Source organism: Streptomyces sp. Pv4-95 (assembly GCF_045782725.1).
In the GTDB taxonomy this organism is placed as follows: Bacteria; Actinomycetota; Actinomycetes; order Streptomycetales; family Streptomycetaceae; genus Streptomyces.
Map to the genome: position 1 here is coordinate 2,232,713 of NZ_CP127172.1, position 23,266 is coordinate 2,255,978.

The following is a 23,266-nucleotide window of genomic DNA, read 5'->3' on the forward strand; positions in this document are numbered from 1 at the left end:
CGAGGAGAATAACGATGACGACCGAGGCAGCGACCCGGCGGATTCCCGGTGCGCCCTGCTGGGTGAGCCTCCTGGCGCACAGCCTGCCCGCGACCCAGGAGTTCTACGGCGCGCTCTTCGGCTGGGAGTTCCGCCCGGGGCCGCAGCACTTCGGTCCGTACGCCCGCGCCTTCCTCAACGGCCGGGAAGTGGCCGGCCTGGGCGAGTTGGCGCCCGACCGGCATCTTCCGGTCGCCTGGACCACCTACCTGGCGAGCGACGACGCGGACACCACCGCCGAGCAGATCCGTTCCTGCGGCGGCACCGTGGCCGTCGGCCCCCTGGACGCCGACTCGGCCGGGCGGATGGCGATCGCCTCCGACCCGCACGGTGCCATCTTCGGCATCTGGCAGGGCGGGACGATGATGGGTACCGCGCTCAGCGCCGAGCCCGGCACCCCGGTGTGGAACGAACTGGTCACCCAGGACACCGACTCCGTCCGCACGTTCTACGAGCACGTCTTCGCCTTCGAGGCGGAAGCCGCGGACGCACCCGGCTTCGACTACCTGACGCTGCATCTCAAGGGGCGGGCGGTGGCGGGCATCCACGGCGTGGGCGCCGACCTGCCGCGCGACCGCGGCCCGCACTGGATGACGTACTTCGCCGTCCCGGACACCGACGCCGCCGCACGCCGCGTCACCGAGCTGGGCGGACACGTACTGCTGCCCGCACGGGACTCCGCACACGGACGGCTCGCGACGGTCGCCGACATCGAAGGCGCCGCCTTCACCATCATCCAGCCGCGCTGACACGGCAGTTGCACCCCTGGCGCACCGTGCGGGCCGGCTACCGCGGGGCGTCGACCGGCAGGACGTCCGGGGAGAGCGCGGCCGCGCGAGCGGCGGCGGAGGTCTGCTGACGGCGGTGGTGGCGCCGGCACAGCACTTCGTAGCCCACCTCTGCCTGCGGGCTGTCCACATCGCCGACGACATCACCGACGACGACCTGCTCCCCCTCGACGACCATCCGGCCGTCGACGGTGCGGGCGTTGTGCGTGGCGCGGGCGCCGCACCAGCACAGCGCCTCGACCTGCAGGACCTCTATGCGGTCTGCCAGCTCCACGAGCCGCTGGGAGCCGGGGAAGAGCTTGCTGCGGAAGTCGGTGGTGATGCCGAACGCGAAGACGTCCAGGTCGAGGTCGTCCACCACCCTGGCGAGCTGGTCGACCTGCTGCGGGGCGAGGAACTGGGCCTCGTCGACGATGGCGTAGTCGACCCGCCCGCCGGAGCTGAGATGGCCGACGACATGCGCGTAGAAGTCCATGTCGTCCGCGGCCTCGACGGCCTCGGTCACCAGCCCGAGGCGGGAGGAGAGCTTGCCGTGCCCCGCCCGGTCGTTGCGGCTGTAGATCATGCCTTGGAGGCCGCGGGCCGATCGGTTGTGCTCGATCTGCAGAGCGAGTGTCGACTTTCCGCAGTCCATGGTTCCGGAGAAGAACACCAGCTCGGGCATGGGAAGTTGCGGCCTTTCGGGCTCGTGTGCGGCGGGCGGGGCGGACAGGGCCGTGCGTCAGGTACGGACTTCCAGGAGCGGGACCAGCTGCTCCACCGGGGTCATGGAGCCGTGCATCCCGACCATCTCCGACTCACGGGGCTCGCGTTCGGTCGCGATGATCACCATGTCGGCGTGTGCGGCCGCGACCACATCGCCGATACGGCCGCGTACCCGGTCGTCGACGTGCGGGCCGAACCACCCAGCGGCGATGGCCTCCTCACGGCTCGCCACCCACATCTGCTCGCCGACCACCTCGCGCCATACGGCGAGCACATCGGCGGCCGCGCCCGGGTGGGCGTACAGATGCCGCGCCCGGCCCTCGCCGCCCAACAGGCGCACACCGGCGCGCAGTTCCCAGTCCTCGTCGAAGTCGATCCGGGAGTCCGGGTCGAAGGGGATGTCGATCATGCCGTGGTCGGCGGTGATGTAGAGGGCCGTGCGGGGCGGGAGCTGCTCGGCCAGCCGCTGCGCGAGCCGGTCGACATACATCAGCTGGCCGCGCCAGGCGTCGGAGTCGACGCCGTAGCGGTGCCCCTTGCCGTCCACCTCGGAGTAGTACGTGTAGACCAGCGAGCGGTCACCGGCGGCGAGTTGGGACGCGGCGAAGTCCATCCGCTCCTCGCCGGAGAGCCGGCCGTGGAACGTGCCGCCGCTGAGCGCCACCTTGGTGAGCGGGGTGTGCTGGAAGTTCGGCGCGGAGACCTGGCAGGTGTGGATGCCCGCGGCGTCCGCCAGCTGGAAGACCGTCGGGTACGGCTGCCAGACATGCGGATCCGTCCACGGGTGCCAGCGCAGCTGGTTCATCAGCGCGCCGGTGTCCGGGTCCTCGCAGGTGTATCCGGGCAGGCCGTGCGCGCCGGGCGGCAGGCCCGTTCCCACGGACGCGAGGGAGGTGGCGGTGGTGGAGGGGAAGCCCGCCGTGAGCGGACGCCCGCTGCCGTTGAACGAGGTGCCCAGCAGGGAGGTCAGGAACGGCGCCTCGTCGGGGTGGGCGCGCAGCAGGTCCCAGCCGAGGCCGTCGATCAGGAAGACGCAGGCGCGGTCGGCGGGGGCCAGTTCCATCGGGGAGCCGGGGTTTCCCAGCCCCTGGCCCGCGACGATGGCGGGCAGCAGGTCGGCGAGCGACCCGGCGCCGTAGCGGGGCACCGGGGCGGTGAGCGGGTCGAGTGGTTCCGGCTCCGGCCAGGCGGGGGCGGCGTGCACCATCAGCGGGTGCTGGTGGTGGCCGCGGTGGCCTCGGAGAGCGCCTGGGCGAAGGTGAGCGTCTCGCGCACGGAGTCCGGTCCGTCGCCCGCCTCGCTGACCCGCAGCGAGAGGTCGTCGGCGGTGGAGCTGCCGGTGTAGCCGTGGTCCGCCTCGCAGTTGGGGTCGCCGCAGGTGGCGGGCTCCAGGTCGAGGCGGGCGACCGCGCCCCAGCCGATGGTGAGGACGACCTCGCGGGGCAGTTGCCCGGGGGTGTAGGACTCGGGGTTGGCTACCACCCGGCTGAGCACCACCGAGGAGATCCGGCCGAGCTTCACGGACTCGGTGGAGGTGGTGGCGTACGGCGACGGGGAGGTGGCGTCGGCGGCCTGCTCGTCGGTGTGGCTGACGATGAAGCGGGTGCCGGTCAGGACCAGGACCGTGACATGGCGGCGGACCTCGTTGGCGTCGAAGGTCGTCTCCTGGTGCACGAGGTACGACACCACGGGCTCTCCGCCGACCGCGGCCTGCACCGCCTCGGCCACGAGCGTCGGGTAGTAGCCGCTGCGCTCGATCGCCGCGCGCAGCCCCTGGGTCGTCGTACCGGTCTTAGCCATGGGGTCCATCTTACGGGGCGTGCCGGGCTTGAAGAGCCTCAGTAGACGGGCAGACGGCGGGGACCGAGGTCGGTGGTGACAGGGGGACGGGCGAGGCGGACGGCGGCTCCCAGGACGGAGAGGCCGCTCGGGGCGACGACGACCGGTTCGAGGTCGACGGCGACGACCTCGGGGTGGTCGTCGACGAGCCGGGAGACCCGCAGCAGCAGCTCCGAGAGGGCGGCGGTGTCGACGGGCTGGGAGCCGCGCCAGCCGAAGAGCAGGGGCGCGGTGCGGATCGACCGGATCTGGTCGGTGACCTCGCGGTCGGTGGCGGGGATGAGGCGGTGGGCGATGTCGCCGAGCAGCTGGGAGGGGGCACCGGCCAGGCCGAAGGAGAGGACGGCGCCGGCGGCCGGGTCGATCGCGGCGCGGATGACGGTGTCCACCCCGCGCGGGACCATGGCCTGGACGACCGGACGGAGCTCTTCCGCGGAGCCGAGGAAGTCGGTCAGTTCCGTGTATGCCCGGCGCAGTTCCGTCTCGTTGGCCACGTCGAGGCGGACGCCGCCGAGGTCGGCGCGGTGCCGGAGGTGGGGCGCGGTGGTCTTGAGGGCGACCGGATAGCCGATCCGGGCGGCGGCACGGACCGCGGTGTCCGGATCGGGGGCGTGGAAGGCGGGGTGGGTGTGGATGCCGTACCGGGCCAGGAGGTCCGCGGCATGGTCCGGGGACAGCGGGACCGACCGGCCGGTGTCGGTGTCGGGGACGAGCCGGGCGAGCAGCCGGTCGATGTCGGCGCCGGCCGCTGCCTCCTCGATGTCGTCGTATGCGGGCACCCGGCCCGGCTCGGCGGCCTCGCGACGCCAGGCGGCGTAGCGGACGGCCTCGGCCAGCGAACGCACGGCGCGCTCGGCGGCCGGGTAGGCGGGGATGCGGACGGGAGCGGGGCGGCGGGCAGGTGCCGGCACGGCGCCGTCCTGGGCCTGCGGCGGCCGCGAGGCGAACGGGCTGGGCGGAGGGCCCGACGGGACCTGGGGCCGCTGCGGGTATGTCGCGTGCGGCGAGGGCGGGGCCGGGGGCCGTGGTGTGGGCGGGGCCTGGCTCTCGGAGGGAGCGGGCGTGTCCGCCGGGGACGCGTCCGCCGGCACGGAGACCGGCTCGCCCGGGGCGGCGAGCGTCCGCGCAAGGTCGTCCATCGCGAGGTGGACGACGGTCACCGGCTTGTCCGGGGCCGCTTCGGCGGCCGCGCGCAGGGCGCCTGCGAGCGCGGTGCCCTCGCCCTCTTCGGGGGAGCCGGGCGGCTCCTCCCCCACCCAGGGGATGGCCGTGACGACGACGGCGTCGCAGCTGTCGGCCGCGAGCGCCTCGGCGAGGGCCTCGCGGAAGTCGTCGGGCGTCGCCGCGGACGCCAATACCCGGGGGCTCATCGGGCGCAGCCCCTCGGTCAGGCAGGCGTCGTAGGCCAGCAGGGCCAGCGACTCGGAATTGCCGAGGATGGCGATGCGCGGGCCGGCCGGCAGCGGCTGGGACGCCAGCAGCAGTCCGGCGTCGATCAGCTCGGTGACCGTGTCGACGCGGATCACGCCGGCCTGGCGCATCAGGGCGGCGACGGTGCTGTCGGGGATGCGGACGGTGGGTACGGCGTGCCCCTGGGGCGCGACACCGGTGTGCCGGGCGCCCTTGGCGACCACGACCGGTTTGACGAGCGCGGTACGCCGGGCGAGCCGGGTGAACTTGCGCGGATTGCCGATGGACTCCAGATAGAGGATGACGACGTCGGTGTGCGGGTCGTCGTGCCAGTACTGGAGGAGGTCGTTGCCGGAGACGTCGGCGCGGTTGCCGGCCGAGAGGAAGGTGGAGATCCCGGCGATGCCGCCGTCGCCCGGGCCGCGGGCGTGCAGCCCGCTGAGCAGGGCGATGCCGATCGCGCCGGACTGGGTGAACAGGCCGATGTTGCCGGCGCCGGGCATCCGGGGTGCCAGGGAGGCGTTCAGCCGGGCGTCGGGGGCGGTGTTGATCAGGCCGAAGGCGTTGGGGCCGATCAGCCGCATGCCGTAGGAGCGGGCCTGCTGGAGCACCGCCCGCTGCCGCTCGCGGCCTTCGGGCCCGGCCTCCGCATAGCCGGAGGAGAGGATCAGGACGCCCTGCACGCCGTGCTCACCGCAGTCGCGGACCACGTCGGGGACGCGGGCGGCGGGGACGGCGATGACCGCGAGGTCGACCGGGTCGGGGATCTCGCTCAGGGAACGGACGGCCGGCACGCCCTCCGGCTCCAGCCGGTCCATGCCGTCGGCGAAGGCGTGGTTGACGGCGTGCAGACGGCCGGTGAAGCCGGCGTCGAGGACATTGCGCAGGGCCGTGCGGCCGATGCCTCCGGGGGTGCGGCCGGTCCCGATGACGGCGACCGAGCCAGGGGCCAGCAGCCGCTGGGCGGAGCGGGCCTCGGCGCGCTGCTCCCGGCCGCGCATCACGGCCATGGACTGCTCGGTCGGTTCGAGGTCGAATTCGAGGCGGACCACGCCGTCCTCGAAAGTGCGCTTCTGGGTGTAGCCGGCATCCGTGAACACCTTGATCATCTTGGTGTTCGCGGGGAGCACCTCTGCGGCGAAGCGGCGGATACCGCGCTCGCGGGCGACGGCGGCGATGTGTTCCAGGAGGGCGGAGGCGACGCCGCGGCCCTGGTGGGCGTCCTGGACCAGGAAGGCCACCTCGGCCTGGTCGTCCTCGGGATCCTTGGCGGGCAGCCCCTGGTCGTTGATCCGGTCGTAGCGGACGGTGGCGATGAACTCGCCGCCGACGGTCGCGGCCAGGCCGACCCGGTCGACGTAGTCGTGGTGGGTGAAGCGGTGCACATCGCGGTCGGACAGACGCGGGTAGGGCGCGAAGAAGCGGTAGTACTTCGACTCGTCCGAGACCTGCTCGTAGAAGGAGGTCAGCCGCTCGGCGTCATCGGCGGCGATGGGGCGGATGCGCGCCGTGCCGCCGTCGCGCAGCACCACATCGGCTTCCCAGTGGGTCGGGTAGGCGAGGTCCGGCGGCGTCTGCATGCGGCCAGGGTACGGCCGGGCACCGACAACCGGCTCGGCATGCGTACCCTCTGGAAACGGAACGGGCACGGCCACCGTGCCCGGCGCGGGCCCCGGCCCGTGCGCCCGGCGCCTCCCCCGAGGAGGGGCCGCACGCAGGAGGGCCAGGCCGACGGGCCGCCGGGACGTCCCGGCACCATGAGAGACTGGTCTAGACAACAGTCACGACTTGAAGGGCAACACCATGGCTGAGCGCCGCGTCAATGTCGGATGGGCCGAGGGCCTGCACGCCCGCCCCGCGTCGATCTTCGTCCGTGCCGCCACCGCGGCCGGCGTCCCGGTGACGATCGCCAAGGCCGAGGGCAACCCGGTCAACGCCGCCTCCATGCTCGCGGTCCTGGGCCTCGGCGCCGAGGGTGGCGAGGAGATCGTGCTGGCCTCCGACGCCGAAGGCGCCGACGCCGCGCTCGACCGCCTGGCCAAGCTCGTCGCGGACGGTCTCGAGGAGCTCCCCGAGACCGTCTGAGTCCTCGGGACCCCAGTGTCCGCGGCCCCGCCGTGACGACCGGCCGACGGTCGCCACGGCGGGGCCGTTTTCGTTGCCGGGGCGCTCCGTCTCCGGGGCCGTCCGCTGCCGGGGCCGGTTTCGCTGCCGGGGCACGCCGGGCCGGCGGAAGCCACGGAGCCTCCGACGGAAGCCCAGGTCTCCAGGCACAGCGGGACGTTTCGCAAAATCCTGGGTTGCTGCTCCGGCAGACCCGGCAGAAAAATGGCGCGGGATAATCAGCGCCGCGCACTGCTCCGAGCCATTGCCCCAAGAAATCAGCACCACTCCGCGGGCATGCCGAATATCCGGTTCACCGAATTCCGGGCCCGGCCAGGAGAAAGCGTGCCGAATTAGCGGCCACCGCCCTCCCCGCGTGCAATGTATTGCACGCCTTCTTTGTATACGGGGCCTTTGTTAATGGCGGGCGCGCGCCGTGTTGACGGGCTGTTTCGGCTTCCTCACCTCGGCCGCGCCGGCCCTCCGCAGCCGGTGCACCGGCAGGGACCGCTCGATATGAGCGGCCATCAGGGCGCGGGCGCGCTCGGCGTCGCCCCGGGCGACGGCGTCCAGCACCGCGCCGTGTTCGTCCCACGACTCGGCGACCCGGGCGGGCAGTTCGACGACGTACATCCACTCGATCTTCCGCCGCAGCTGGGTGAGCAGCGCCGTCAGACTGGGGCTACCGGCCGCCTGGGCCAGGGTTTCGTGGAACCAGCCGTCCAGTTGGCGCAGGTCCGCGGGGTGGCCGTGGCGTGCGCGCTCCCGGCCCAGCCGCACGAGGCCACGCAGCACCTTGAGATGGGCGGGGCTGCGGCGGGTGGCCGCGCGGGCGGCGCCCATGGGCTCCAACAGGGCGCGGATGTCCAGCAGATCGGCGGCTTCCTGCTCGGTCGGCTCGGCGACACAGGCGCCCGCATGATGGCGGGTGGTGACGAACCCCTCGGACTGCAAGGTCCGCAGCGCCTCCCGGACGGGGACCCTGGACACGCCGTAACGGGCCGCCAGGATGTCCTCGATCAGCCTGCTCCCCGGCGCGAGCACGCCGGAGACGATGTCGTCGCGAATCGCCGTGCATACCGCCTGCGCGGAAATATGGCCTCGCATCGTCCCGTGCCTCCGCCGCAATCCCCAGGAAACGCCGCCGATCGGCGACATTTCCGTGACTCTATTCGACCGGGACGGATTTTCCGACGGGCTTCGGGTATTCATGGATATTTTTTGGCCATCGGCATATCCGGTGGCCAAGGTGTCCCGATAACGCCGAAGCCCCGGCCGGGGCCGGGGCTTCGGAGAGGCTGCGGTGCCGTACGCGTCAGACGTTGACGCCGTGGCCGCGGAGGTAGGCGATCGGGTCGATGTCCGAGCCGTAGTCCGGGCCGGTGCGGGCCTCGAAGTGCAGGTGCGGCCCGGTGACGTTGCCGGTGGCGCCGGAGAGGCCGATCTGCTGGCCGGGGGTGACGGTCTGGCCGACCGAGACGCCCAGCGACGACAGGTGGCCGTACTGGGTGTACGTACCGTCGTTCATCTTGATCACGATGTTGTTGCCGTACGCGCCGCCCCAGCCGGCCTCGACGACGGTGCCCCGGCCCACGGCGTGCACGGAGCTGCCTGAGGCGGCGTGGAAGTCGATGCCGGAGTGGCTGCCGGAGGACCACAGGCCACTGGTGGCCTTGTACGGGGTGGAGACGTAGGAGCCCTCGACGGGCGCGACAAAGGCGTTGAGGCGCTTACGCTCCGCCTCGCGCGCGGCGCGCTCCTTGGCCTCGCGCTCCGCCTTGGCCTTCGCCTCGGCCTTCTTCTTGGCTTCCTCGGCGCGCTGCTTGGCCTCCTTGGCCACCTTCGCGGCGAGGGCCTCGGCCTTGGCCTTGGCTGCGGCGGCCTCGGCGGCCGCCTGCTGGGCGTCCGCCTGGGCGGCGATGCGGCCGGCGAGTTCGTCGCCGGCGACGACGGCCTGCCGCAGACCGGTGTCCTGGGTGGCGGCCGCGTCCGTGGCGGCCAGCGCGGGCGAGGCCACGGAGGCGACGACGCCGGTGGCGGTGAGGGTGGCTATGCCGGCGATTTTGCGGGTCGTGCGAGCAGCGCGGCTCGCACCACGATGCTTCCCGGTGGCACGGGTGAACGCCATGTGCTGGCTTGTCCTTTCCTTCCTTCTCGCCTACCGGGTTAGCTGACGGGTTCGGAGCAGGAAGGTCTCCTACGGCCCCCTCCGAGGAGGGATCCGATTCACCCCAGGGGACATGTGGGTCCCCGGCTCCCCTGGCTCGCGCCGTACGGGGACTCGGCGATGACTGTCCGGTGCCACGGTTGCGGCGTACTTCTGACGAACAGCCGGACTGACGCTAAACGGGACATCTTTCAATCGGCAAACAGAACCGGCACTTTGTGCGGCACGCCACAGGGGCACCACGCAACCAGCCACAATAATCCGGACATAAAGGAGATCCCGTGACGGGCGAGCGTCACGGGATCCCTTTTCCTGCGATTTGAGCGACGGTCACCGGCCCCCGCCGGACCGCCGCGGTGTCACCAACGGCAGGTCAGCCGCCGACGACCTTCACCTCGCCGATGCCCAGCGCCTTGACGGGCTCGGCGATCTGCGCCGCGTCGCCCACCAGGATCGTCACCAGCCGGTCCCCGGGGAAGGCGTTCACCACCGCGGCGGTCGCCTCGACCGTGCCGGTCTCGGCAAGCCGCGCGTACAGCTGCGCCTGGAAGTCGTCCGGGAGGTGCTGCTCGACCTGGTCGGCGAGGGTGCCCGCCACGGCGGCGGCCGTCTCGTACTTCAGCGGCGCGACCCCGACGAGGTTCTGCACGGCGACGTCACGCTCGGCGTCCGTGAGTCCCTCCGCCGCCACGGTGCGGAGCACCTTCCACAGGTCCTCGAGCGCCGGGCCGGTGGAGGCGGTGTCGACCGAGCCGCTGATGGCGAGCATCGCGGCGCCGCTGCCGTCCGCGGTGGAGCGCAGCACCTGGCCGAACGCGCGCACCCCGTAGGTGTAGCCCTTCTCCTCGCGCAGGACGCGGTCCAGGCGGGAGGTGAGGGTGCCGCCCAGGCAGTACGTGCCGAGGACCTGCGCGGGCCAGACCCGGTCGTGCCGGTCGGCACCGATGCGGCCGATGAGCAGCTGCGTCTGGACGGCGCCGGGGCGGTCCACGATCACCACTCGGCCGGTGTCGTCCGCGGTGATCGGCGAGGCCTTCACCGGCTCGGCGGTCGAGCCGGTCCAGGCGCCGAGGGTGCCGGCGAGCGACGCGTCCAGGTCGATGCCGGTGAAGTCACCGACGATGACGGCGGTGGCCGTCGCGGGCCGTACATGCGCCGCGTAGAAGGCGCGAACGGCCGCGGCGTCGATCCGCTCGACGGTCTCCTCGGTGCCCTGCCGGGGCCGCGACATCCGGGAGGCCGACGGGAACAGTTCCTTGGACAGGGCCATCGCGGCCCGCCGCGCGGGGTTGGCGAGCTCGTGCGGGATCTCGTCGAGGCGGTTGCGCACCAGCCGCTCGATCTCGCTGTCCGGGAAGGCGGGCGCGCGCAGTGCGTCGGCGAGCAGGCCGAGGGCGTGGTCCAGCCGCGACGCCGGCACTTCGAGGGAGACCCGCAGACCGGGGTGGTCGGCGTGCGCGTCCATGGTGGCGCCGCAGCGCTCCAGCTCGGCCGCGAACTCCTCGGCGTCGTGCTTGTCGGTGCCCTCGGACAGCGCGCGGGCCATGATCGTGGCGACGCCGTCCAGGCCCTCGGGCTCGGCCTCCAGGGGCGCGACGAGGTTGATCTCGACGGCGACGACCTGCTGGCCGGGGCGGTGGCTGGTCAGCAGGGTGAGCCCGTTGGGCAGTTGGCCGCGGTCCGGTGCCGGGAAGGCCCACGGCCGGGGCGCGCCACCCTGCGGCCTGGGGTGGAACTCCATGCTGGTCATGGCGGAATCTGCGCTGGTCACGGCATCGCTCACTGGGCCGCCTCCTCGTCGTCGTTCTCAGCGGTCTCGGCGGCCGCGTCGGCCGGCTCGGTGGGCTCGTAGACGAGCACCGCGCGGTTGTCGGGACGCAGCCGGGCCTTGGCCACCGCCTGTACTTCCTGCGGGGTGATCTCCAGGACGCGCTGCACGGCGGTCAGCGCGAGCTGCGGGTCGCCGAACAGGACGGCGAACCGGCAGAGTTCGTCGGCGCGGCCGCTGACCGTCGCGAGGCGGTCCAGCCACTCGCGCTCCAACTGAGCCTGCGCACGCTCCATCTCCTCGGGGGTCGGCCCCTCGGCGGCGAACCGGGCCAGCTCCTCGTCGACCGCACGCTCGATGTCCGGGACCTCCACCCCACCGGACGTCTTGACGTCCAGCCAGCCGAGCGACGGCGCGCCGGCCAGCCGCAGCAGACCGAAGCCGGCCGCGACGGCACTGCGGTCACGGCGCACCAGGCGGTTGTAGAGGCGGGAGGACTCGCCGCCGCCCAGGACGGTGAGCGCGAGGTCCGCGGCGTCCGCCTCGCGGGTGCCGTCGTGCGGCAGCCGGTAGGCCGCCATCAGCGCGCGGGCGGGGACCTCCTCCTCGACGACCTCGCGCAGCTCGCCGCCGAGGGTCTCGGGCAACGAGCCGTCCCGCGGCGGCTGCTTGCCGTCGTGCCCCGGGATCGAGCCGAAGTACCTCTCCACCCAGGCCAGGGTCTGCGCCGGGTCGATGTCGCCGACGATCGACAGGACGGCGTTGTTGGGCGCGTAGTACGTACGGAAGAAGGCGCGCGCGTCCTCCAGGGAGGCCGCGTCCAGGTCGGCCATCGAGCCGATGGGCGTGTGGTGGTAGGGGTGGCCCTCCGGGTACGCCATGGCCGTCAGCTTCTCGAAGGCCGTGCCGTAGGGGACGTTGTCGTAGCGCTGGCGGCGCTCGTTCTTCACGACGTCGCGCTGGTTCTCCAGCGACTCGTCGTCGAGCGCGGTGAGCAGCGAGCCCATCCGGTCCGCCTCCAGCCAGAGCGCGAGCTCCAGCTCGTGGGCGGGCATGGTCTCGAAGTAGTTGGTGCGCTCGAAGCTCGTGGTGCCGTTCAGCGAGCCGCCCGCGCCCTGGACGAGCTCGAAGTGACCGTTGCCCTTCACCTGGGCGGAGCCCTGGAACATCAGGTGCTCGAAGAGGTGAGCCAGGCCGGTACGGCCCTTGACCTCGTGGCGGGAGCCGACGTCGTACCACAGGCAGACGGCTGCGACAGGCGTCAGGTGGTCCTCGGAGAGCACCACGCGCAGGCCGTTGGCCAGCCGGTGCTCGGTCGCTGTCAGGCCGCCGGAGCCGGCTTGTTCTGTGGCCGTGTGACCCATGGGCATGTACGTCCCTTCGATCCGCTTGCGAGGAAGTTCTGTCACTGTATGCAAGCGCGTCGGCATCTGGCGAAGTTCCCGATCGACAGGCCCCGTACGAGGGCTCCGCGCCGCTCCCGCGTCGGCCGAAGGGGGAGTCGCGGTCGGCGTTGTCAGTGGGGCGGTCCACAATGGTCCGCGTCAGACTCAGGCAGACTGACCGGCTGATCCCCAGCTGGTTGAACCAACATCGGCAGTAGACGCAGCAGAAGGAGCCGCAGCCGCGATGGCCCGCCGCAGCACGAAGACCCCGCCGCCGGACGACTTCGAGGAGAGGATCCTCGACATCGACGTCGTCGACGAGATGCAGGGTTCCTTCCTCGAGTACGCGTATTCGGTCATCTACTCCCGCGCCCTGCCGGACGCCCGCGACGGTCTCAAGCCCGTGCACCGCCGCATCCTGTACCAAATGAACGAGATGGGCCTGCGGCCCGAGCGCAGCTACGTCAAGTGCGCCCGGGTGGTCGGTGAGGTGATGGGTAAGCTCCACCCGCACGGCGACGCCTCCATCTACGACGCGCTGGTGCGGATGGCGCAGCCGTTCTCGATGCGGCTGCCGCTGGTGGACGGCCACGGCAACTTCGGCTCGCTGGGCAACGACGACCCGCCCGCCGCGATGCGGTACACCGAGTGCCGGATGGCCTCCGCGACGTCGCTGATGACGGAGTCCATCGAAGAGGACACCGTCGACTTCACCCCGAACTACGACGGCCAGGAGCAGGAGCCGGTGGCTCTGCCCGCCGCCTACCCCAATCTCCTGGTCAACGGCGCCACCGGCATCGCCGTCGGCATGGCGACGAACATGCCGCCGCACAACCTGGGCGAGGTCATCGCCGCCGCCCGCCATCTGATCAAGCATCCGGGCGCCGACCTCGACACCCTGATGCGCTTCGTGCCGGGCCCGGACCTGCCGACCGGCGGTCGGATCGTCGGACTGGGCGGCGTGCGCGACGCGTACGAGAAGGGCCGCGGCTCGTTCAAGATCCGCGCCACGGCCACGGTGGAGGACGTCACGGCCCGCCGCAAGGGCCTGGTCGTCACCGAACTCCCCTTCACCGTCGGCCCCGAGAAGGTCATCTCCAAGATCAAGGACCTGGTCGGCGCGAAGCGGCTGCAGGGCATCGCGGACGTCAAGGACCTCACCGACCGCGAGCACGGCCTGCGGCTGGTGATCGAGATCAAGAACGGCTTCAACCCGGAGGCCGTCCTGGAGCAGCTCTACAAGCTCACCCCGCTGGAGGAGTCCTTCGGCATCAACAACGTCGCGCTGGTGGACGGCCAGCCGCTGACCCTGGGCCTCAAGGAGCTGCTGGAGGTCTACGTCGACCACCGCTTCAACGTGGTGCGCCGGCGCAGCGAGTTCCGCCGCGGCAAGCGGCGCGACCGCCTCCACCTGGTGGAGGGGCTGCTGACCGCCCTGGTCGACATCGACGAGGTCATCCGCCTCATCCGCTCCAGCGAGAACAGCGCGCAGGCCAAGGAGCGGCTGATCGAGCGGTTCTCGCTGAGCGACATCCAGACGCAGTACATCCTCGACACGCCGCTGCGCCGGCTGACGAAGTTCGACCGCATCGAGCTGGAGTCGGAGCGCGACCGGCTGAAGTCCGAGATCGAGGAACTGACCCGGATCCTGGAGTCGGACACGGAGCTGCGCAAGCTGGTCTCCGGCGAGCTGGCCGCGGTCGCGAAGAAGTACGGCACGGAGCGCCGCACGGTGCTGCTGGAGTCGTCCGGCGCCTCCCTCGCGGCGGTGCCGCTTGAGGTCTCCGACGATCCGTGCCGGGTGCTGCTGTCCTCGACGGGCCTCCTGGCGCGCACGGCGACCGGCGAGGTGCCGTACGACACCGACGCCAAGCGCGTGAAGCACGACGCGATCGTCTCCGCGGTGCCGGCGACGACCCGCGGCGAAGTGGGCGCGGTGACGTCCACGGGCCGGCTGCTGCGGATCGCGGTGATCGACCTGCCGCAGCTCCCGGACACCGCAACGGCGCCCAGCCTCTCCGGCGGCGCAGCGATCGCGGAGTTCCTGACCCTGCAGGACGGCGAGACGCTGATCTGCCTGACGACGCTCGACGAGTCCTCCCCGGGCCTGGCGATCGGCACGGAACAGGGCGTCGTGAAGCGGGTGGTGCCCGACTATCCGTCCAACAAGGACGAGTTGGAGGTCATCAGCCTCCGCGACGGCGACCGCATCGTCGGCGCGGCGGAACTGCGTACCGGTGAGGAGGACCTGGTCTTCATCACCAACGAGGCGCAGCTGCTGCGCTACCAGGCCTCGCAGGTCCGGCCCCAGGGCCGGCCGGCCGGTGGCATGACCGGCATCAAGCTGGGCGAGGGCATCAAGGTGATCCACTTCTCCGTCGTCGACCCGGCCACGGACGCCATGGTCTTCACGGTCGCCGGTTCGCACGGCACCTTGGACGACTCCGTGGCGACCGCCAAGCTGACCCCATTCGACCAGTACCCGCGCAAGGGCCGTGCCACCGGCGGTGTGCGCTGCCAGCGGTTCCTGAAGGGCGAGGACTGTCTGACGCTGGCGTGGGCGGGTGCCGCACCGGTCCGGGCGGCGGACGCGAAGGGTGCTCCCGTGGAGCTGCCCGAGGTCGATCCGCGACGTGACGGATCCGGTGTGCCGCTGACGAAGCCGGTGGCCGCGCTGGCAGGACCGGTGTAGGCAGTCGGTGCCGGCCCGCGCTATACAGCGCGGGCCACCGCGTCACTCCTCGCGGGAAGCCACGTACCGCAGAACGCCCCACATGCTGTCCTCCGATGTGGGGCGTTCCGGCGTCCCGGGACCCGCACTCGCCTGCGAGGCCTCCTCCCGGCAGCCTGCGAGCCCCTTGCGCAGCGCCTCCGCATCGATCCCGCTGCCGATCAACACGAGTTGAGTGCTCCGCTCCTCGTCCCGGCCCCAGGGCGACGGGTAGAAGCGCAGGAAGTCACCTACGGCGTGCAGGGTGAACTTCTGCCGGCTGCCGGGGACGTCGAAGTGGACGAAGCCCTTGATGCGGTAGAGGCCGGTGGGCCGGCTGTCGAGAAAGTCCATAAGTCGACGCGGGTTCATCGGCTCACCGGAGGTGAACTCCACGCTCTGGTAGACGGAGTGAAGATGCGCCGCGTGGCTCACGTCGGCCTGGTCGTGGGCGTGGTGGGCACAGCCTTCGTGCTCGGGGAGGTCGCAGTGGTCGACGTGGTGGGCGCCGGGGCTGCTAGGGGCCGCGCGGTCTGCCGCGGCGGCTTCACGCAGAAGGTCCTCGAAGGACAGCTGGCGCACGGCCGCGTCATGCTCCTCGCCGGCTCCGCGGTCGAAGAGCAGCTCCGGATCGATGCGCCCGTACGCGGCGCTCATCACCGGCCGGCCCGGGACAAGGTCCGCGAGGGTGGCCATGAGGTCCTGGCGTGCCGCCTCGTCGATCCGGTCGGCCTTGTTCAGCACCACGAGGTCGGCGATGCGCACATGCCGGTCCAGCTCCGGGTGGCGGACGCGAGTTGCGGCGAACTCGGCGGCGTCGACCACCTCGACCAGTCCCCCGTACACGATCCGGTCGTTCTCACTGGCCAGAATCATGCGGATCATCTCCTGGGGCTCCGCCAACCCGCTGGCCTCGATGACGATCACGTCGATACGGGCGGCGGGGCGGGCGAGCCGCTCCAGGTAGGTGTCCAGTTCACTGGTGTCGACCGCGCAGCACAGACAGCCGTTACCGAGCGAGACCATCGAGTCGACCTGCCCCGCGACTGTCATGGCATCGATCTCGATGCTGCCGAAGTCATTGACGATCGCCCCGATACGGGTGCCGTCACCTGCGGCCAGCAGGTGGTTGAGGAGGGTCGTCTTCCCCGACCCCAGGAACCCCGCGAGCACGACGACCGGGATCTGTTGCGTGGCCAAGGGGCGCCTCCAAGTGCGGGTGGCGAGCCGCGCGGACCGGCGGCGAACGAGCTGTCGATCGTAACGGAACGCCGGAGGGTGACGCCGCGCACGGCGGGTGGGGGGCGAGGGGTGGTGGGTGTACGAGCGGGTGTGGGGCGGGCGGGCGGCGCGGGGCAGGGGCCGACGGGGTGGGCCGGGTGGCTGGGGCTGGGGCAACACGGCGGCGTGGGTCCGAGCACCGCACGGCGGGCGGCCGAGCGCCCCAATGGCCTCGTCGCCGCGCGGATCGATCACCGCCGTCTTCTCCCCCGCCCCGCCCCGCCACCGCTGGCGCCTGCCGGCCAGCACGCCGCCTGCCGTCAGCCCGTAGCGACACCCAACGCCGGCACCGGCTGCGGCGGGGGCGGACCGACGTACCGCGCCGCCGGACGAATGATCTTCGAGTCCCGGGCCTGTTCCAGGATGTTGGCACTCCAGCCAACGACACGGGCCGCGCAGAAGGTGGGAGTGAACATCTCACGCGGCAGACCGCACAGCTCCATGACGACGCCCGCGTAGAACTCCACATTGGTGTGCAGCTCGCGTCCAGGCTTGAGGTCGGCCAGCAGCGCCTCCACCCGCGCCTCCACCTGGACCGCGAACTCCACCAGCGGGCCGCCGAACTCCTCCGCGATACCGCGGAGCATTCGGGAGCGCGGGTCCTCGGTGCGGTAGACGGGGTGGCCGAACCCCATGATGCGCTCGCCCCTCAACACTCGGTCGCGGATCCACGTGTCGATGCGGTCCGGCGTGCCGATGGCGTCCAGGGTGTCCAGAGCCCGGCTCGGCGCGCCGCCGTGCAGCGGGCCGGAAAGAGCGCCGACGGCGCCGACGAGGCAGGCGGCGAGGTCGGCCCCGGTGGAAGCGATCACTCGGCCGGTGAACGTCGAGGCGTTGAACCCGTGGTCGATGGTGGAGATCAGGTACGCCTCGATCGCCCGTACATGCTCCGGGTCGGGCTCCTTGCCGGTGAGCATGTAGAGGTAGTTGGCGGCATGGCTCAGATCCGCGCGAGGCTCGACGGGTTGGCCCCCCTGCCCGAGGCGGTGGAGCGCGGTGAGGAGCGTCGGGACGGCGGCACAGGCGGCAAGTGCGTCCGCACGGCGGCGGTCGTCGTCGATGTCATAGAGCGGGCGGAAGCCGGCCGAAGCGCCGAGCAGGGAGAGCCCGGTGCGCAGCCCGGCGAGGGGGCCGGACAGTGCTCCCGCCTGGGCGATGCCAGGGAGCGCGTCGCGGAGGGCCGCGGGCAGCACGCGCATGGCCGCGGTCTCGGCCTTGAAGGCCGCAAGCTGTGCCGCGTTCGGAAGCTCCCCGTGGAACATCAGGTACCAGACATCTTCGAATGTGCGGGCCGTGGCCAGCTCCACCGCCGAGTACTGGCGGTAGTGGTAGAAGCCCTCACGGCCCCGGACGTCACCCAGTTCGGTCTCGGTAACGATGACGCCCGCGAGCCCGCGGGGCGCGTCAATGGGGGCGTTCGCCTCAGTGATCGACATGGCAGCTCTCCTCGCCCATCCTTCTGCAACATTGATTTTGACTGTCCATGCTTGACTAAATCTTGTCAATGTTGATTCCATCAATATGGATGCTGATGGATACGGTGGCGACATGGCGGATCAAGGCACAACTGACGACACATCCGGCTCGCGGCTGAGCACTCGGGAAGCAGCCGACCGGCTCGGGGTAAAGCCCGAGACGGTGTACGCGTACGTCAGCCGCGGCCAGCTGGCCAGCCGGCGAGAACCGGGTGGCCGCGGCAGCACGTTCGACGCCAAGGAGGTCGACGCGCTCGCACGACGCGGCAGCCGACGCGAACCCTCGGGGTCCGGTGGCGAGTTGACCGTCCGCACGGGCATCACGCTGATCGACCGCGACCACTGCTACTTCCGCGGCGTCGACACCTCAGAGCTCGCGGCCCACTACGGCTACGAAGAAGTCGCCGAGTGGCTGTGGACGGGCGAAATGCGCCGCGACATTCGCTTCACCGCGCCCACAGAAGCCCTGGCCGCGGCTCGCCGCGCCGTACAGGCGCTGCCGGAGCACAGCGGTCCGATGGACCGACTGCGGGTCGCCGTGATTGCAGCAGCGGCCGCAGACCCGCTGCGTTTCGACCTGTCAGAGGACACCGTCCTCGACACCGCCCGCAGCCTCATCCCAACCTTGGTTGACGCCCTGCCGTCCCGAACCAATGCCGAGGGCGAGGGCGAGGGCGACGATGAGTCGCTCACCCCCCGGTTGTGGTCTCGCCTCACCAACGCGCCGGCCGACCCGGCTGCACTCCGCGTTCTGGACGCAGCACTCGTGCTGCTCATCGACCATGACCTCGCCGCCTCGACCCTTGCGGTCCGGGTCGCCGCGTCGGCGCGTGCCCACCCCTACGCAATCGTCTCCGCCGGTTTCGGAGCGCTGGACGGAGCCCTGCACGGCGCGGCGAGCGGCCTCGCCCATCGGATGCTGCACGAGGTCCTGGAACGGGGCAGCGCAGCGGCAGTCGTCGCCGATCACCTGCGGGCGGGACGCCGGGTGCCCGGCCTGGGCCACCGTCTCTATCCGGGGGAAGACCCTCGGGCGCGTGCACTCTTCACGCTGCTGGAGGACGTGCCTGAGGCCCGTCCGGCGCTGGAGGCCGCTCGCCAGGTGATCGCCACTACGGCCCGGCACACGGAGCTGCACGCCAACGTCGACCTCGCGCTGGCAGTACTCACCGTATCGGCGGAGATGCCCGCAGAGGCCGGCGAGACGGTCTTCGCCATCGCCCGTACGGCCGGATGGATCGCCCACGCCTTGGAGGAGTACGGGGAACGCCCACTGCGGATGCGTCCCAGCGGGCAATATCAGGGCCCCCGCCCACCCCAGCCCTTGCCGTGACGCAGACAACTGCCTTCAGCCACGCACACGACGCGTGGTTCCTCCGCGCGGGCTCCCGTCCGTCGGGCTCGGACGCGACGAGTTAGGCTCACCTTTGTGAGCACTTGCGCTACCGCTTCCCGTGAATCGGCTGAAACGTTGGCCGGAACCGCGGCTACCGCCCGAACCTGGCTCTTGATCGAGCAAACCGGGCCCTGGGGAGCCAAAGCGCTGACGGACAGCCACCTGGATCCTGACATCGGCCGGGCCCTGGAGACCGCGACAGAGGGTACGGACGTACGCGTCGCCCTGATCCGTCGGCCCGGACGCCATGCCGACTGCTACGGGGCCCCTCGCCGCCGACTGTTCCTCGCGCACACCGCCCCGGGCCGTTCCTGGATCCGCACGACCACGGTCACCGACCCGAGAGCGGCTCTCGACCTGGACTTCGCCGCTCTGGGGGCCGGAGACCACCGGGGACTGTGGGAGCGGTACACCGGCGAACCGTTGGTCCTCGTCTGCACCAACGGCAAGCGGGACCGCTGCTGCGCCCTCCTGGGCCGCCCTCTGGCCGCCGAGCTCTCCCGGAGCGGAACCGAGGCGTGGGAAGTCACCCACATCGGAGGCCACCGCTTCTCCCCCACCCTTTTCGTTCTCCCCTTCGGCTACGCCTACGGACGAGCCTCGGCACATCTCGTCAAGGATGCTGTGGAAGCGGCGCGCGACGGACGGATCACGATCGACCACTGCCGGGGCCGCTCGGCCTGGGACAGGCCGGCCCAGGCCGCCGACCTCGCTGTCCGCGAGCTGCTCCGGGAGGAGCGGGCGGACGCACTCGACGTCGTAGGGACCGACACGGTGCTGCCCGAACCGAGGCAGTCCCACGGCCCGACGCCCGGTGGCAGCCCCATCGCCGCCGGTCCCCCTACGTGGACTGTTTCCGTCGCGCATTCCGACGGCCGTGCCTGGCGCGTCACGGTGGAGCAGCGGTCCGACGGTGCTCCGGCGCCCGCCAGCTGTGGTGCGCCGCTCGGCCCACCGGCGCGAATGACCGTCACGGCCATCACCTCGGTCTCGGAAGCCGGCGCTCCGGCGTTCCCCGCTCCTGCTTCCCTTCCTCTCGGCTGACGCCCGGGCCCCGTCGTCCGACGCGCCTGCTCGGGACCAGCAGCGGCAGACATCTCCGGGAGGCGCGCCTCCCGTCGTCCCCAAGCCGCACGCGAATGCCATGCCGATTGCCACTCCCCACGTCACCGCGACACCCAGCCCGAGCATCGGACCCATGACCTGCAGCACCGCAATCGGGCGGGAAGCGCCCCGCCTCGTCGCTCCTCGGCCCCTCCACGTCCGGTCCCCCGTCAACCGCATAACCCCACCCCTCCACCTGTCTCTCGTGCCCGATCGACACCCCAACACGGGCAGGCAGCAGGTTCACCGGCCCACTCACAGGAGCCCTCGATAGCGTGACCTCGACATCACTCTGGGAGGCTATGCGCGCACGATCCGCCACCGAAAGCCCTGTGGATAACCCTCGGGCCTGCCACGCCCTACCTGGCACGCGAGCCGTCGCCACTCAGCCACTCTCTGAAGTCGCAGCTGAAGGAACTACCGACCTGGTAGCCGGCCCGCTTACTGTTCGTTCATATGGGCGAGACGCATGTACCGGCCACGCGCCCGAGCGCTGAAGAGCCCTCGGGCCCTGCGCCGATTCCCCACGAGGTAGCACGCCACACTGCCACGGCCGACAAGCAGGTCGCCGCCGAGGCCCGCGGCCGCGACCGGCGCCTCACAGCCCCTTCCCGGCACGATGCCCGACGCCGATCGGCCTGGCTTCCGACATTCCGGCCCCGCCTGGGGTGGCCACGCCGCGTCTTCTCCCAAGTGCTGATGATGCAATTGGCCATCGCCACCGGGGTCACCGCTCTCGCAACGGGCTTGTTCCTCGCACCCTTGAGTGCAGAACTCGACGATCAGGCAATGCGCCGCGCCCTCGCAATCGCTCAGACAACCGCGGCCCAGCCCCGCCTCGACGATGCCCTTGAGACCTCTCGCCCGTCGCGCCATGGCCCCGTCCAGAACGAGGCAGAGCACATTCGTGCCGCTACCGGCGCCGAGTACGTGGTGATCATGGATGAGCGCGGGGTCCGCTGGTCGCACACCGACCCCGACGAGATCGGCCGTCATGTCTCCACCGACCCGAGTGCAGCGCTCTCGGGCCAAGAGGTCATGCAGATCGACAACGGCACCCTTGGACGCTCCGCCCGAGGCAAGGTGCCGTTGCGCGACGAAAGGGGCAAGGTCGTCGGCGCGGTGTCCGTCGGCATCGCCTACGAGAGCGTGCAGGAACGGTTGCTCTCCACCGTTCCTGCACTCCTCGCCTACGCGGGCGGCGCGCTCGCCGTGGGCGCACTGGCTGCCTATCTCGTCTCCCGCCGACTCCAGCGCCGCACTCACGACCTGGCCTTCTCCGACATCTCGGCGCTACTCACCGAGCGCGAGGCGATGCTGCACGGCATTCGCGAGGGTTTCGTCGCGCTCGACAAACACGGCCGGATCCGCCTGATGAACGACGAAGCCCAACGGCTGCTCGACCTGCGTGCGGACGACACCGGCCGCCCCTTGGACGAGACCCTGCCGCCGGGCCGCACGACGGACGTACTGGCCGGCCGGGTGTCCGGCGCCGACCTTCTTGCCGTCAGCGGCCAACGCGTACTCGTAGCGAACCGCATGCCCACCGATGACGGTGGTGCCGTCATCACCTTGCGCGACCGTACGGAGCTGGAGCGGCTGGGACGCGAACTGGACGGCACCCGCGGCTTGATCGACGCGCTCCGCGCCCAGGACCACGAGCACGCCAACCGACTGCACACACTGCTCGGACTCCTTGAGCTCGGACTGCACGAAGAGGCCGTGGAGTTCGTAACCGAGGCGGTGGGTGTGCACAGGGCAACGGCGGAACAGGTCACGGAGCGCATTCACGACCCGTTGTTGGCGGCCCTCTTGGTCGGTAAGGCCACCGTCGCCACCGAGCGCGGCGCTTCTCTGTGCATCTCCGCCGACTCCCATCTCCCTGACCGCTTGGTCGACCCGACCAGCCTCGTCACTGTGCTCGGCAATCTCGTCGACAACGCCCTGGATGCGACGGGAGGCGAACGTGACGCGCAGGTGGAGGTGGAGCTCCGGGCCGCTGAGCGGACCGCGGTCATTCGTGTGAGCGACAACGGGCCCGGAGTGCCCGAGGCTCGTCGCGCCGAGATCTTCACCGAAGGCTGGACCACCAAGGAACCGCCGGCCCACGGTCAGCGCGGCATCGGACTCGCTCTCGTACGACGCCTCGCTGAGCGCTACGGAGGGAGCGCCAAGGTGGGTGAGCGCCCCGGCGGTGGCGCAGTGTTCACTGTCACCGTGCCCGACGCACTGTCCGACGACCTTTCCACGGCGCGGGATGCCCTCCGCTACGAGACGCCCACGGGCTCCGGGGCGGATGCTGCGAGCACCGATGACACCCGGGGCATTCATCGCCCCGAAGATGCCCCGGGAGCGGGCCGATGATCGACGTACTGGTCGTGGACGACGATGTACGGGTCGCGCAGATCAACGCGGCGTATGTAGCGAAGGTCGCGGGGTTCCGCGTCAGTTGCCTCGCCCACAGCGCCTCCCAGGCACTTGCCGCCCTCGACACCCATCATGTCGACCTGATCCTCCTGGACCACTACCTCCCCGACGAGACCGGTCTCCAACTGGTGGGCGACCTGCGTCGACGCGGCCTGCTCACCGACGTGATCATGGTGACGGCAGCACGCGACATCGCAACCGTTCAGGCAGCGATGCGGCACGGGGCGCTGCAGTACCTGGTCAAGCCCTTCACGTTCGCGGGCCTGCGCTCCAAGCTGGAGGGCTACGCCACTCTGCACCGCACGTTCGAGGGAGGTGGCCAGGCGGAGCAGTCCGAAGTAGACCGCATCTTCGGAGCACTGGGGGGCGCCAATGCCGGCCCCACCGAACTACCCAAGGGGCACTCCACCGCCACAGCCGACCGCGTGCGCTCGGTGCTGCGCACCGCGGAGGCCCCGCTGTCCGCGCAGGACGTCGCGCTCCAAGCCGGACTGAGTCGGCAGACGGCACAGCGCTACCTCAAGCTCCTGGAACGCACCGGCCGGGTCCGCCTCACCCTCAGATACGGCGAAACGGGCCGCCCCGAGCACCGCTACGAGTGGACCTGAACACCGGACAGGACCTCGGCCTCAGCCTCTCGCACTCCGCAACGCCCGGGCCCAACCCGCT

At 71.2% G+C, this 23,266-nt stretch carries 17 protein-coding genes and 1 riboswitch; of the genes, 7 read left to right on the plus strand and 10 right to left on the minus strand.

What is annotated here, in order from left to right; all coding sequences use genetic code 11:
- Positions 1 to 14: 14 nt before the first annotated feature.
- Positions 15 to 788, plus strand: coding sequence for a VOC family protein (locus QOM21_RS09925; protein WP_407549421.1), 774 nt, complete (start codon positions 15 to 17; stop codon positions 786 to 788).
- Between the two features lie 37 nt (positions 789 to 825).
- Here QOM21_RS09925 and QOM21_RS09930 read toward each other — a convergent pair whose 3' ends face one another.
- The 4 genes from QOM21_RS09930 to QOM21_RS09945 are packed head-to-tail and all read right to left on the minus strand — an operon-like array spanning position 826 to position 6,361.
- A complete protein-coding gene (locus tag QOM21_RS09930) occupies positions 826 to 1,491 on the minus strand; it encodes a thymidine kinase (protein WP_393893375.1) in 666 nt (221 codons plus the stop codon).
- A gap of 57 nt (positions 1,492 to 1,548) precedes the next feature.
- Positions 1,549 to 2,739, minus strand: a complete 1,191-nt coding sequence (locus QOM21_RS09935) for an alkaline phosphatase family protein (RefSeq protein WP_407549423.1) — start codon at positions 2,737 to 2,739, stop codon at positions 1,549 to 1,551.
- On the minus strand, positions 2,739 to 3,332 hold the full coding sequence (locus QOM21_RS09940; protein WP_393893373.1) for a DUF5998 family protein: 594 nt from the start codon (positions 3,330 to 3,332) through the stop codon (positions 2,739 to 2,741). Before QOM21_RS09940 ends, QOM21_RS09935 begins: the two co-directional genes overlap by 1 nt.
- A gap of 38 nt (positions 3,333 to 3,370) precedes the next feature.
- Positions 3,371 to 6,361, minus strand: a complete 2,991-nt coding sequence (locus tag QOM21_RS09945) for a GNAT family N-acetyltransferase (protein ID WP_407549425.1) — start codon at positions 6,359 to 6,361, stop codon at positions 3,371 to 3,373.
- 223 nt (positions 6,362 to 6,584) lie between these two features.
- Between QOM21_RS09945 and QOM21_RS09950 the strand changes: the two genes are divergently transcribed.
- A complete protein-coding gene (locus tag QOM21_RS09950) occupies positions 6,585 to 6,866 on the plus strand; it encodes an HPr family phosphocarrier protein (RefSeq protein WP_393893371.1) in 282 nt (93 codons plus the stop codon).
- A gap of 435 nt (positions 6,867 to 7,301) precedes the next feature.
- Here the strand turns inward: QOM21_RS09950 and QOM21_RS09955 are convergent, their stop codons facing one another.
- The 4 genes from QOM21_RS09955 to QOM21_RS09970 all read right to left on the minus strand — a co-directional run bounded on the left by QOM21_RS09955 (position 7,302) and on the right by QOM21_RS09970 (position 12,183).
- A complete protein-coding gene (locus tag QOM21_RS09955; RefSeq protein ID WP_407549427.1) occupies positions 7,302 to 7,991 on the minus strand; it encodes a GntR family transcriptional regulator in 690 nt (229 codons plus the stop codon).
- Between the two features lie 208 nt (positions 7,992 to 8,199).
- Entirely contained in the window at positions 8,200 to 9,012 is an 813-nt protein-coding gene (locus QOM21_RS09960; protein ID WP_407549429.1) for a M23 family metallopeptidase, read from the minus strand.
- A gap of 12 nt (positions 9,013 to 9,024) precedes the next feature.
- A riboswitch (cyclic di-AMP (ydaO/yuaA leader) is annotated at positions 9,025 to 9,181 on the minus strand.
- Between the two features lie 243 nt (positions 9,182 to 9,424).
- Complete coding sequence (locus QOM21_RS09965; protein ID WP_407555624.1) at positions 9,425 to 10,801, minus strand: M16 family metallopeptidase; 1,377 nt, start codon at positions 10,799 to 10,801, stop codon at positions 9,425 to 9,427.
- A 29-nt stretch (positions 10,802 to 10,830) separates the two neighbouring features.
- On the minus strand, positions 10,831 to 12,183 hold the full coding sequence (locus QOM21_RS09970; protein ID WP_407555625.1) for a M16 family metallopeptidase: 1,353 nt from the start codon (positions 12,181 to 12,183) through the stop codon (positions 10,831 to 10,833).
- 265 nt (positions 12,184 to 12,448) lie between these two features.
- Here QOM21_RS09970 and QOM21_RS09975 point away from each other — a divergent pair, with 265 nt between their 5' ends.
- A complete protein-coding gene (locus QOM21_RS09975; protein WP_407549431.1) occupies positions 12,449 to 14,896 on the plus strand; it encodes a DNA topoisomerase (ATP-hydrolyzing) subunit A in 2,448 nt (815 codons plus the stop codon).
- 42 nt (positions 14,897 to 14,938) lie between these two features.
- Here QOM21_RS09975 and QOM21_RS09980 read toward each other — a convergent pair whose 3' ends face one another.
- Complete coding sequence (locus tag QOM21_RS09980) at positions 14,939 to 16,114, minus strand: CobW family GTP-binding protein (RefSeq protein WP_407549433.1); 1,176 nt, start codon at positions 16,112 to 16,114, stop codon at positions 14,939 to 14,941.
- Between the two features lie 341 nt (positions 16,115 to 16,455).
- On the minus strand, positions 16,456 to 17,631 hold the full coding sequence (locus QOM21_RS09985) for a citrate synthase/methylcitrate synthase (protein ID WP_407549435.1): 1,176 nt from the start codon (positions 17,629 to 17,631) through the stop codon (positions 16,456 to 16,458).
- Positions 17,632 to 17,743: 112 nt separating this feature from the next.
- On the opposite strand from QOM21_RS09985, the gene QOM21_RS09990 reads away from it, so the two are divergent.
- The 4 genes from QOM21_RS09990 to QOM21_RS10005 all read left to right on the plus strand — a co-directional run bounded on the left by QOM21_RS09990 (position 17,744) and on the right by QOM21_RS10005 (position 23,205).
- Positions 17,744 to 19,003, plus strand: coding sequence for a citrate/2-methylcitrate synthase (locus QOM21_RS09990; protein WP_407549437.1), 1,260 nt, complete (start codon positions 17,744 to 17,746; stop codon positions 19,001 to 19,003).
- Positions 19,004 to 19,099: 96 nt separating this feature from the next.
- Positions 19,100 to 20,110: a sucrase ferredoxin gene (locus QOM21_RS09995; protein WP_407549439.1), complete on the plus strand. Its 1,011-nt coding sequence runs from the start codon at positions 19,100 to 19,102 to the stop codon at positions 20,108 to 20,110.
- 759 nt (positions 20,111 to 20,869) lie between these two features.
- Positions 20,870 to 22,534, plus strand: coding sequence for an ATP-binding protein (locus tag QOM21_RS10000; RefSeq protein WP_407549441.1), 1,665 nt, complete (start codon positions 20,870 to 20,872; stop codon positions 22,532 to 22,534).
- Positions 22,531 to 23,205, plus strand: a complete 675-nt coding sequence (locus QOM21_RS10005; protein WP_407549442.1) for a response regulator — start codon at positions 22,531 to 22,533, stop codon at positions 23,203 to 23,205. The genes QOM21_RS10000 and QOM21_RS10005 overlap by 4 nt, the downstream gene beginning before the upstream one ends.
- Positions 23,206 to 23,266 lie beyond the last annotated feature (61 nt).